The sequence below is a fragment of the Desulfotomaculum copahuensis genome, from assembly GCF_001655685.1.
Taxonomy (GTDB): domain Bacteria; phylum Bacillota; class Desulfotomaculia; order Desulfotomaculales; family Desulfovirgulaceae; genus Desulfotomaculum_G; species Desulfotomaculum_G copahuensis.
Genome location: NZ_LYVF01000169.1, coordinates 16385 through 28279 on the forward strand (window position 1 = coordinate 16385; position 11895 = coordinate 28279).

The 11895-nt window shown below is 58.6% G+C and carries 11 protein-coding genes; 10 read left to right on the forward strand and 1 reads right to left on the reverse strand.

Annotated elements, in window-relative coordinates:
* Positions 1-2: 2 nt before the first annotated feature.
* The gene (locus A6M21_RS12245; RefSeq protein ID WP_242868839.1) at positions 3-524 is read right to left on the reverse strand and encodes a lytic transglycosylase domain-containing protein; all 522 of its coding nucleotides are present in this window, start codon (positions 522-524) and stop codon (positions 3-5) included.
* 246 nt (positions 525-770) lie between these two features.
* On the opposite strand from A6M21_RS12245, the gene A6M21_RS12250 reads away from it, so the two are divergent.
* The 10 genes from A6M21_RS12250 to A6M21_RS12295 all read left to right on the forward strand — a co-directional run.
* On the forward strand, positions 771-2498 hold the full coding sequence (locus A6M21_RS12250) for a sigma-54 interaction domain-containing protein (RefSeq protein ID WP_066669228.1): 1728 nt from the start codon (positions 771-773) through the stop codon (positions 2496-2498).
* Positions 2499-2827: 329 nt separating this feature from the next.
* Positions 2828-3949: a Glu/Leu/Phe/Val dehydrogenase dimerization domain-containing protein gene (locus tag A6M21_RS12255; protein WP_066669230.1), complete on the forward strand. Its 1122-nt coding sequence runs from the start codon at positions 2828-2830 to the stop codon at positions 3947-3949.
* Positions 3942-4166: a 4Fe-4S binding protein gene (locus tag A6M21_RS12260; RefSeq protein WP_066669231.1), complete on the forward strand. Its 225-nt coding sequence runs from the start codon at positions 3942-3944 to the stop codon at positions 4164-4166. Before A6M21_RS12255 ends, A6M21_RS12260 begins: the two co-directional genes overlap by 8 nt.
* Positions 4163-5236 carry a 3-methyl-2-oxobutanoate dehydrogenase subunit VorB gene (locus tag A6M21_RS12265; protein ID WP_066669232.1) on the forward strand — a complete coding sequence of 358 codons (1074 nt, stop codon included), beginning with the start codon at positions 4163-4165 and terminating at the stop codon, positions 5234-5236. The genes A6M21_RS12260 and A6M21_RS12265 overlap by 4 nt, the downstream gene beginning before the upstream one ends.
* The gene (locus A6M21_RS12270; RefSeq protein WP_066669233.1) at positions 5211-5957 is read left to right on the forward strand and encodes a thiamine pyrophosphate-dependent enzyme; all 747 of its coding nucleotides are present in this window, start codon (positions 5211-5213) and stop codon (positions 5955-5957) included. Before A6M21_RS12265 ends, A6M21_RS12270 begins: the two co-directional genes overlap by 26 nt.
* A 641-nt stretch (positions 5958-6598) precedes the next feature.
* A complete protein-coding gene (locus tag A6M21_RS12275) occupies positions 6599-8017 on the forward strand; it encodes an amino acid permease (RefSeq protein ID WP_066669235.1) in 1419 nt (472 codons plus the stop codon).
* A 97-nt stretch (positions 8018-8114) separates the two neighbouring features.
* The gene (gene ald, locus A6M21_RS12280; RefSeq protein WP_066669237.1) at positions 8115-9263 is read left to right on the forward strand and encodes an alanine dehydrogenase; all 1149 of its coding nucleotides are present in this window, start codon (positions 8115-8117) and stop codon (positions 9261-9263) included.
* Between the two features lie 93 nt (positions 9264-9356).
* Positions 9357-10496, forward strand: a complete 1140-nt coding sequence (gene alr, locus A6M21_RS12285) for an alanine racemase (protein ID WP_066669238.1) — start codon at positions 9357-9359, stop codon at positions 10494-10496.
* A 125-nt stretch (positions 10497-10621) separates the two neighbouring features.
* Positions 10622-11737, forward strand: a complete 1116-nt coding sequence (gene gcvT / locus A6M21_RS12290; protein WP_066669240.1) for a glycine cleavage system aminomethyltransferase GcvT — start codon at positions 10622-10624, stop codon at positions 11735-11737.
* A 7-nt stretch (positions 11738-11744) separates the two neighbouring features.
* Positions 11745-11895: biotin/lipoyl attachment domain-containing protein (locus A6M21_RS12295; protein WP_486599216.1), on the forward strand; the 151-nt coding region annotated here is incomplete at its 3' end.

Sequence of the window (11895 nt, forward strand, 5' to 3'; positions counted from 1 at the left end):
CTTCACCTCGCTTGATAAAGGTACCGGTACACCTTGTAGTTCCAGAGCACCTTGCGTACAAAATCCCGGGTTTCCGGAAAAGGTATTTGATCCAGGTTGTTTTCATTCCCGGTCCAGTGCTGTTGGGCCAGCCATTTTTCCACATTGCCGCGGCCCCCGTTGTAGGCAGCCAGTGCCAGTACGTTGTCCCCGTTGAATTCCCGGAACAGGCCGGCCAGATACCAGGTGCCGAGGTGAATATTCACCTGCGGGTCGTACAACAGGTCCGGGTGAAAGCCGGTTAAGCCGGTTTTTTCCGCCGCCCAGCGGCCGGTTTCAGGCATCAACTGCATTATTCCCCGCGCGCCGCGGGGGGAAGTGGCCCGCGGGTTGAAATTGCTTTCCGTCTTGATCACAGCCGCCACCAGAAAGGGATCCAGTTTATTTGCACGGCTCTCTTCAATTACTGTCTGCCGGTAGGGAAACGGGTAGAATAAACGCCCGATGCGATTGATATTCAGGGCAACCAACAAAAGCAGAAGCAAGAGTAAAATCCGCCGCTTGATACCTTTGCTCCTCCGGCGGCATATGTACAAACCGCATCACTCCAGCCGTTGCGCTTGAATTGTCATTCGCCCTTTTCCACCCCGGTTCCTGCCTGTCCGGGTAAAAGCGAGGTTAAGTCTTTGTAAAACCCCCCGGCCGGGGTCGCTGTCCCGTTCCCGGAAGGAAGCGGAACGGCGGGGACGAATATATACAATTATTATACACCAGCCGGGGAGGCGGGGGAAATGGAAAGGCCGGAAACGGATATCGAAAGGATCCTGGACTCCATTCATGAAGGTTTGCTGGCTGTAGACGCGGCGGGCCGGGTCACCCTGTTCAACCGCGCCGCCAGGCGGTTGATGGGCCTTTCCGCCGCCCGGGTGCTGGGGCGGCCGGTGGCGGAGGTCATTCCCAACACCAGGCTGCACCTGGTTTTAAAAAGCGGCCGGGCTGAGCTGGACCGCACGCAGCAAGTCGGGAACATCACCATCCTGACCAACCGTGTGCCGCTCAAGGATGCGGCGGGCCGGATCACCGGCGCGGTGGCCGTCTTCCGTGACATCAGTGAAATTGAACGGCTGGCCGGGGAAACCGTCAGTTTGCGGGAAACACGCACCCTGCTGCACGCCATCATCAATTCCACCCAGGACGCCATTTCCGTAGTGGACGAACATGGTCTGGGCCTGCTGATCAACCCGGCCTATACCCGACTGACCGGTCTGACCGAAGAGGACGTACTCAACCGGCCGCCCACAGTGGATATTGCGGAGGGGGAAAGTGTGCATTTACAGGTTTTGCGTACCGGCCGGGCGGTCAGGAACGTGCCCATGAAAGTCGGTCCCAAACGCAAGGAAGTGCTGGTGGATGCGGCACCTATTGTAGTCAACGGCTTACTGAAGGGAAGCGTGGGGGTGATTCATGATGTCTCCGAAATCCGCCGTCTGTCGGATGAACTGGAGCGGGCGCGGCGTTTAATCCGCCGCCTGGAGGCCAGGTACACCTTTGAAGATATCGCCGGGGAAAGCAATGAGCTGCTGGCGGCTGTGGAGCAGGCGCGCAAGGCCGCTGAAACGCCGGCCACGGTGATCCTGCGCGGGGAAAGCGGCACCGGCAAGGAGCTTTTCGCCCATGCCATTCACCAGGCCAGTCCCCGGTGCGGAGGGCAGTTTGTCCGGGTCAACTGCGCGGCCATTCCGGAGACTTTGCTGGAAAGCGAACTTTTCGGTTATGTGGAAGGTTCTTTTACCGGTGCCCGCCGGGGCGGACGCAAGGGCTATTTTGCCGAGGCCGACGGCGGTACCATTTTTTTGGACGAAGTCGGTGAAATAAACCCCGGTGTACAGGTGAAACTGCTGCGGGTTCTACAGGAACATGAAATCGTCCGGGTGGGCGACTCCCGGCCACTCAATGTAGATGTGCGGGTGATTGCCGCCACCAACGCCAACCTGGAGCAGATGGTGCGCCGGGGGCATTTCCGGGAGGATCTGTATTACCGGCTGAATGTATTGCCCGTGCACATTCCGCCTCTAAGACGCCGGCGCGGAGATGTACCGCTGCTGGTCAATTTCCTCCTGCGCAAGCTTAACCAGGAATACGGGCGCAATGTGGCCGGCATCAGCCCGGAGGCGTTGCAATTGTTAATGAACTATGACTGGCCCGGTAATGTACGGGAATTGGAAAATGTGCTCGGCCGGGCGCTGATCAACATGAAGCGCGGCGAGACGCAGGTACAGGCCGTGCATCTGCCGCCCCTGGGGATGAGCGTCGGGGAAGGCGCCGCCATGCCGGAAGATGAGGCCCCCCCGGGCGGCTATCAGGGGGAAACCCTGGCCGTGCTGCGGGAACGCTGGGAAAGGCGGGTACTGCAGGAGGCGCTGCAGAAAAACGGTGGCAACCGTACCCGCACCGCCCGTATGCTGGGCATCTCTTTGCGCAGTTTGTACAACAAGATGGAACGGTACGGGTTGGTGTGAAAAAAGCTGCATGCAAAAAAATGCGTATGCAAATATATTCATGGTTGAATTAATATATGCCGAGCTTGACTGATCGTGAAAAATGCCGATTATTCAGTAAAATGAGGTTTTAGTCCATAGGAAAGTGTGCCATTTTATGATGGCACACTTTTTGCGTGCTTATAATCGGGAAAGATAATGACAGGAGCGGCAGGCAATCAACCGGGGCGGCCGGAACAAACAGCCGGCTGACGGGCGGGCGCAAAACATTGAAATGCGGTGAAGCGCCGCGGCTCCCGGTCCGCCGGGTGTGAGCCGGTGCAAAATATGGGATGCTGGAGGGATCAGGCATGCAACTGTTCGATTACATGATGGCGCACGGTCATGAACAGGTGGTTTTTTTTCAGGACAAGGACAGCGGCTTAAAGGCGATTATTGCCATACACAATACCAACCTGGGCCCGGCTCTGGGCGGTACGCGCATGTGGCCCTATGCCTCGGAGGAAGAGGCGCTGGTCGATGTGCTGCGGCTTTCGCGGGGGATGACCTATAAGGCGGCTATGGCCGGACTGGCCCTGGGTGGCGGTAAGGCGGTAATCATCGGCACCCCGGCCAAAGACAAGACCGAAGCCTTGCTGCGCGCCTACGGCCGGTGTATCGCCACCTTGAAAGGAAGGTACATTACGGCCGAGGATGTGGGTACCGGTCAGCCGGACATGGATATCATCCGCCAGGAGACAGTCTATGTCACCGGCGTTTCGCCGGAAAAAGGAGGCAGCGGTGATCCGTCGCCTTTTACCGCCCTCGGTGTGCTGCACGGTATGCGGGCGGCGGCCGGGGTTGTCTTCGGTTCCGAGGAGTTGGCCGGCCGGCGGGTGCTGGTGCAGGGCCTGGGCCAGGTGGGCAGGCATCTTTGCCGCTTGCTGGCCGGGGAAGGCGCCGTGCTCACCGTGACTGACATCAATCCCCGGGCGGTGGACCAGGTGGTGAAGGAGTACAGCGCCAAAGCGGTGGCTCCGGATCAGGTTTACGCACTGGAGGGTGACATTTACGCGCCCTGCGCCCTGGGTGCGGTGGTCAACGACGCCACCGTGGACCGGCTCAAGTACCGCCTGATTGCCGGCTCGGCCAACAATGTGCTGGCTGAAGACCGGCACGGGGACATACTGCACCAACGGGGCATTATGTACGTCCCCGATTATGTGATTAACGCCGGCGGTTTGATCAACGTGGCTGAAGAGTTGAACGGTTATCAGCAGCAGCGTGTGATGGAGAAGGTGGCCCGCATCTATGATCATGTGCGGCAGGTGCTCTTTGTGGCGGAGAAGGAAAACATACCGCCGTACCGCGCCGCCGACAGGCTGGCCGGGGAGCGGGTGCACCGGGCCGGCGCCTCCCTGCGCATGGGGATGCCCGCCGGCGCGCCGGAACCGTCCGGAAAACATGTGCCGGAGGTGAGGCAGGTTGGCTGAACGGGGAAAAACCGCCATTGACCGGGAACGTTGCAAGGGGTGCGGTCTTTGCGCCGCCTTCTGCCCCCGGGGGATCATCAGCCTGGCGCCGGAAATCAACAGCCGGGGCTATCACCCGGCCGTGGTCACCGATCCGGGCGCCTGCACCGGTTGCGCCCGGTGTGCCCGCATGTGTCCCGATGTGGTGATTATGGTGGAAAGGGTGGAGGCGGCATGAAAACATTGATGAAAGGCAACGAGGCCATCGGCGAGGCGGCCATTCTGGCCGGCTGCCGCTATTTTTTCGGCTATCCGATCACGCCCCAGACCGAACTGCCCGAATACCTGGCCCGGCGGCTGCCGGAAGTTAACGGGGTTTTTTTGCAGGCGGAAAGCGAAGTGGCCGCCATCAATATGGTCTACGGCGCCGCCGGCGCCGGCGCCCGGGTGATGACCTCGTCTTCCGGGCCGGGCATCAGCTTGAAGCAGGAGGGCATCTCCTACATCGCCGCCGCCGAACTGCCCTGTGTGATTGTCGATATCATGCGCGGCGGCCCGGGGTTGGGCGGCATCCAGCCCTCCCAGTCCGACTACTTTCAGGCCACCCGGGGCGGCGGTCACGGCGATTACCGGCTGATTGTCCTGGCCCCCGCCTCGGTGCAGGAGATGGCCGATCTGACCGGACTGGCCTTTGAACTGGCCGACCGTTACCGCAATCCGGTCCTGCTGTTGGGCGACGGCGTACTGGGGCAGATGATGGAGCCGGTCTCCTTCAACCCCCTCCCGGCCGGGGAAACGGTCAAACCCTGGGCCACCACAGGCTGCCGGGGGCGGGAACGCAATGTCGTCAATACCCTTTATCTCAACCCGGAGGAACTGGAGGCGGTCAACCACCGGCTGCAGGAAAAATACCGGCTGATTGAGGCCCGGGAGTGCCGCGCCGAAACATACTGCACACAGGATGCGGAAATCGTGGTGGTGGCTTTCGGTATTGCCGCCCGCATCGCCAAAGCGGCGGTGGACGGCGCCCGGGCCGAAGGAGTGCGTGCCGGCCTGGTGCGCCCGGTCACCCTGTGGCCCTTCCCTTACCGGATGCTGGCCGGCGTGTTGAAGCGCGCCAAAGCGGCGCTGGTGGTGGAGATGAATGCCGGCCAGATGCTGGAAGACGTGCGCCTGGCGGCGGAAGGCTGCGTGCCGGTATCCTTCTACGGCCGTACCGGCGGCATGCTGCCCGGTTCCCGCGCGGTGCTGGAACAAATCCGTTTGCTGGGAGGAAAGAAATATGGCCACTATGTTCGCCCGGCCTGAGGCGCTGACGGCCAACCCCTTTCATTATTGTCCGGGCTGCACGCACGGCGTTATCCACCGTCTGGTGGCCGAAGTGATTGACGAACTGGGGATCAGGGAAAATACGGTGGCTGTGGCCTCAGTGGGCTGTTCGGTGCTCGCCTACAACTACTTCAATGTTGATGTGCAGCAGGCCGCCCACGGCCGGGCGCCGGCGGTGGCCACAGGCATCAAGCGGGTGCTGCCGGACCGGGTGGTCTTCACCTACCAGGGCGACGGCGATCTGGCCTCCATCGGTACGGCCGAAATCGTGCATGCCGCGGCCCGGGGGGAGAAAATAACCGTCATCTTCGTGAACAACGCCAATTACGGCATGACCGGCGGCCAGCTGGCGCCCACCACCCTGCCCGGGCAGGTGACCACCACTTCCCCGTCCGGCCGGGACGTCACCCGTGCCGGCTACCCGATCCGGATGGTGGAAATGCTGGCCACCCTGGACGGCCCGGCCTATCTGGCCCGTGCCTCCGTACACAACCCGGCTCAGGTGGTCAAGGCCAAAAAAATGCTCCGCCGGGCCTTCGAGGTACAAATGCAGGGACTGGGGTTCGCTCTGGTCGAAGTGCTCTCCAGCTGTCCGACCAACTGGGGACTGAAACCGGTGGAAGCGCTGCGGTGGCTGGAAAAAAACATGTTGCCTTATTACCCAACCGGGGAATTCAAATGTTTGCAGCAGGCGGTGTAAACGGCTGCAGAAGCGGCGGTGAACGGCGGGCGGCTTGATTGCCGCCCGGTTTTGTTTGCGGGGGAATGAAGGGTAAAGGGACAACCCCGCGGTTTTCAGACAAAAAAAGGCCCTGACAGTGTCAGGGTAGTTAGGGAGAGGGGATAAAATGTAATCAAAGGGTAAAATAGCTGTGCACCGGCTGTGACGGTGGAAAGCTATTGTGACTACATTCACTATATGTATTCTACTTGTTCGTGAAAAATATGGCAATACCGGCATCAGTGCGTGTACCCCGCGTTTATTTTATTGTGTCCATATATCTTTTTGTTTCTGCCAATTACTTTAAATATCATTGTTATTTGATATAGTAGTACGTCTGTACGCACCAGTCAAATTATTCTTAAGATTCGATAAATGTATCATATTTATTGCTGAAATTAAGAGCAGGAGAAAAAAATTGTCTCATTTTGATAAATGTGTTGACTTTTTCGGGCAAAAGTGCTTTAAATATATGTGAAAGAAAGATCGTTTGCAAAGGGGGGATAAATGCTAAAGTATAACCGGCAAAGAACGCTTTGAGGTGGCCCCAGCGGTGAGTGGTGAGTTGGTTGGTATCATTATCAGATTAATCCTGTCCGGATAAGCAAGGGGGGTTGAATATGCCTGAGCAAATGAACAGTGAATTCAATGAAGAATTACACCGCGGTTTGAAAGAAAGGCATATCCAGCTGATTGCCTTGGGCGGGGCAATCGGCGTAGGTCTATTTCTCGGTTCCGCCACTGCCATCAAAACAGCCGGCCCGGCCCTGATGCTGTCATATATCATCGGCGGTCTGGCCATTTTTATCATCATGCGGGCGTTGGGCGAAGTGGCCATCCACTATCCGGTGGCCGGTTCATTCAGTGCTTATGCCAATCACTTCCTGGGCCCGCTGGCCGGCCATGTTACCGGCTGGACTTACTGGTTCATGTGGGTGACCACCTGTATGGCGGAGTTGACGGCAGTCGGAGTCTATATCAGGTTCTGGATCCCCGGTTGTCCGCAATGGCTTCCGCCGCTGATTGCCCTGGTGGTCATGACCATTGTCAACCTGATTGCGGTGGCGGCATACGGTGAATTTGAATTCTGGTTCGCCATTATTAAAGTGGTTACTATTGTGGCGATGATTATCCTCGGTTTGTGTATGGTTCTTTTCGGCCTTGGAAACAACGGTGTGCCCACCGGATTCAGCAACTTGTGGTCACACGGCGGTTTCTTCGCCCACGGGTTCACGGGTATGATTATGGCCTTGGTGATGGTGATGTTCGCTTACCTGGGCGTGGAGTTGATCGGGGTTACCGCCGGTGAGGCGCAGAACCCGGAAAAAACCATTCCCGCCGCCATTGACAAGGTACTCTACCGGATCCTGATTTTCTATGTCGGCGCCTTGCTGGTGATTATGTCCATCTATCCCTGGAACGAAATCGGCACCCAGGGCAGTCCTTTCGTGATGACCTTTGCCAAAATCGGCATTCCGGCGGCGGCCGGCATCATCAACTTCGTGGTGCTCACCGCGGCCCTGTCCTCCTGCAACAGCGGCCTGTTCAGCACCGGGCGCATGCTCTACAACCTGGCGCTGCAGAAAAACGCCCCGGCCACGTTTGGCAAGCTGAGTAAAAACGGCATTCCCTATACGGGTATCATCTTTTCAGGGGTTTGCCTTTTGATCGGTGTGGTGCTCAACTATGTGGTGCCGGCCAAGGTGTTCCTCTATGTGACCAGCGTGGCCACGCTGGGCGCGATTTATGTGTGGGCGCTCATTCTGATTGTGCAGATGCGGTTCCGCAACGGGCTGTCGGAGGAACAATACAGTAAGGTGAACTACCGCACTCCCTGGTCTCCCGTATCCAACTGGATTGTACTGGCCTTTCTGGCTTTTGTAATTGTGCTGCTGTTCTTCAGCCCGGATACCCGGATAGCCCTGTATGTCGGCGTGGTATGGTTCGCGGTGGTCATTGCAGCTTATTATGTCTTCGGGCTGAACCGCAAGGACACTCCGCACATACATCCGGTGGGACCTTCCGAGAGCAACCAGTAAGCCGTTTCAGCCGTGTTTTTGTGCGTTCGGTCCGGGATGGCCGGGTATACACCCGGCTTGATATACCCAATTTAATCTCCAAGGAGGTCGTTGTGTGATGATTATTGGTGTGCCCAAAGAGATCAAGGACAACGAGTACCGGGTGGGTGTTACCCCGGCGGGGGTGGAGGCGTTCGTCAGTGCCGGCCACAAAGTGGTTGTTGAAACCGGCGCCGGTCTGGGCAGCGGCATCTCCAACGAGGAATATACGGCGGCCGGCGCACAGTTGCTCCGCACTGCCGCTGAAGTGTACAAGCAGTCGGATATGATTGTCAAGGTGAAGGAACCGTTGCCTTCCGAGTATGATCTGTTCAAAGAGGGACAACTGCTGTTTACCTACCTGCATCTGGCCCCGGAACCGGAATTGACCGGAGCGCTGCTCAAGAAAAAGGTTGCCGGTGTGGCTTATGAAACCATCCAGACCAACCGGGGTGAACTGCCGCTGCTGATTCCAATGAGTGAAGTGGCCGGCTGCATGTCTATTCAGATTGGGGCGCAATTCCTGGAAAAACAATATGGCGGCCGGGGCGTGCTGCTGGGCGGTGTCCCGGGTGTGCTGCCGGGCAAAGTGGCCATCGTCGGTGGCGGCACGGTGGGTACCAATGCAGCCAAAGTGGCCATCGGCATGGGGGCTGAAGTAATCATTCTGGATAAAAACGCCGACCGGCTGCGCTATCTGGATGATATTTTCGGTTCCCGGGTGAAAACTTACATGTCCAACAGCTACCACATCAAAGAGGCGGTGCGTGACGCTGACCTGGTGGTCGGTGCGGTGCTCGTTCCGGGCGCCAAAACGCCCAAGCTGGTCACTGAGGATATGGTCAAGGAAATGCAGCCCGGTTCGGTAATTGTAGATGTGGCCATCGACCAGGGCGGTTGCGTGGAAACATCGGACCGGGTAACCACCCACACCAATCCGACCTATGTCAAACACGGCGTCATCCACTATGCCGTGGCCAACATTCCCGGTGCGGTGGCGCGTACCTCCACCTTTGCCTTGACCAACGCCACCCTGCCCTATGCCCTGGAACTGGCCAACAAGGGCCTGGCCCAGGCGGCCAAGGACGATATCGCCCTGGCCCGCGGCATCAATGTGTACGATGGCAAAGTAACCTACAAAGCGGTGGCCGAAGGGCTGAACATGCCCTATGTGCCGCTGAACGAATTGATGGACGTGCCGGTGGACTTCATGCGCATCGCTTCTTAAAAAACATTGTGATTTGGAAAAGGCCTCTGCTTAAGGGGCCTTTTCCCCGCTGTTATCCGGTTTTTTGTTTTCCGGTCTTAAGGAGGGATCCAGATGCTCAGTCGTCCGGTTTGGGCTGAGGTTGACCTGAACGCAGTGGCCCATAATGTAAAACAAATCAAGCGGTTGTTAAAACCGGGCACGCAGATGATGGCCGTGGTCAAGGCGGACGCTTACGGCCACGGTGCTTCTTCCGTGGCGCAGACAGCACTGCTCAGCGGCGCCGACCGGTTGGCCGTAGCCATCCTGAGCGAGGCCCTGGCCCTGCGGGAGAGCGGGATTACCGCGCCCATCCTGATTCTCGGTTACACCCCGCCTGAACAATCCTGCCTGCTGGTGGCCAATGAGATCACGCAGACGGTCTTTACGGTAGAGATGGCCCGGGCCATCTCCCGGGCGGCGCAGAAAGCAGGCAAGACGGCCAAGGTACACCTGAAGATCGACACAGGGATGAGCCGCATCGGTGTAACTCCGGAAGAAGCGCCGGGTTTTGCCGCCGCGGTTGCCGACCTACCCGGCCTGGAAGTGGAGGGCGCCTTCACCCACATGGCTGTTGCCGACGAGGCGGACAAAACTTACACCAGATGGCAGTTCGGCCGTTTCATGCAGGCCGTGCAGGGTATTGCGGCCCGGGGGATCAACATTCCGCTCAAGCATGTGGCCAACAGTCCGACCACGCTGGATTTACCGGAAATGCATCTGGACATGGTCCGCCCGGGGATCATTATCTATGGTTTGTGGCCTTCGCTTGAAGTAAAGCATGAAATCGACCTCAAGCCGGCCATGCAGCTCAAGGCCAGGGTGGCCTACGTCAAAGAAGTGCCGGCCGGTACCTCGGTCAGCTACGGACGCACGTTCACCACCAGTGCTCCGTCCATTATCGCCACCCTGCCCATCGGCTACGCCGACGGTTGGTCACGCCTGCTTTCCAGCAAGGCTGAAGTGCTCATCCACGGCCGGCGCGTGCCGCTAATCGGCCGGGTGTGCATGGATCAGTGCATGATTGACGTAACCGGTGTTCCAGATGTGCGGGCGGGTGATGAAGCGGTGCTTTTCGGGTGCCAGGACGGCCAGTGCCTGCCGGTGGAGGAAGTGGCCGCCAAAATGGGTACCATCAACTATGAAATGGTCTGCCTGATCAGCAAGCGGGTACCGAGACGTTATGTTTTTGGTACCTGGGATCGCGAGAACTGACCCGGTGAAATTCATCAACGGTGCACGGACGACCGGGTGCAATTGCGGGCATGCATTCGGCAATGTTCCTTGGAAGAATATGGAATATTAGCCGGGCTCAATAAAGAGCGGGAGATGGTTTGAAGATGAACAATCTCAAACGGACGCCGCTTTATGACATGCACGTCAAGTATGGCGGCCGGATGATTGATTTCGGCGGCTGGGAACTGCCGGTGCAGTACACCGGCATTATCGACGAGCACCGGGCCGTAAGGGAAAGGGCCGGTCTGTTCGACGTTTCGCACATGGGCGAAATCCGGGTGGCCGGTGATGGCGCCCCGGCCCTGATCCAAAAACTGATCACCAACGACGCCGCCAAAATGTCCGTCCACCAGGCCATCTACAGCCCGGTATGCCTGCCGTCCGGCGGTATCGTGGACGACATCCTGGTCTACCGCCCGGGCGAAAGCGAATACCTGCTGGTGGTCAATGCGGCCAACAAGGACAAGGACTGGCAGTGGATCAGGGAAACGGCCGCCGCCTTCCCCAATGCCGTGGTGGAAGACATTTCGGACCGGACGGCCCAACTGGCGCTGCAGGGCCCGCTGGCGGAGCGCATCCTGGGCAAATTGACCGCTGTAGACCTGAAAGCAATCAGGTATTATTGGGCGCAGCCAGGCGTCACGGTGGCCGGGGTGAACTGCCTTTTATCCCGTACCGGCTACACCGGTGAAGACGGTTTTGAACTTTACTGCCCGCCGGGGCAGGCGCCGGCGTTATGGGAGGCGCTGTTGTCCGCGGGCCGTCCGGAAGGGCTGGTTCCGGCCGGGCTGGGCGCCCGGGACACTCTGCGTTTGGAAGCGGCTATGCCCCTTTACGGCAACGATCTAAACGAAACCACCACCCCCCTGGAAGCGGGACTGGGCCGCTTTGTCAGTTTTGATAAAGGGCACTTCACCGGGCGGGAAATCCTGCAGCAGCAAAAGGCTAACGGCGTCAAGCGTAAACTGGTGGGATTTGAAATGATTGAACGCGGCATTCCTCGCCACGGCTATGCAGTGGTTAAAGATGGGCGGGAAATTGGCGTGGTCACCTCGGGTACGCAAAGTCCGACGCTGGGCAAAGCAATCGGCTTGGCTTACGTGCCGGTGCAGCATGCCGGTATAAACACGGAACTGGCGGTGGTCATCCGCAACCGGGCCGTCCGGGCGAGCGTGGTGCCCCGGCCGTTTTACCGGAAGCCGGCGGACGGAAGGAGGTAGGTATTCAATGTATCCTCATGATTTAAAGTATACCAAGGAACACGAATGGCTGCGGGTGGTAGGCAACAAGGGCACGATCGGTATCACCCACTTCGCCCAGGAATCACTGGGGGATGTGGTCTACGTGGACCTGCCGGAAGTGGGCGACGAAGTAACGG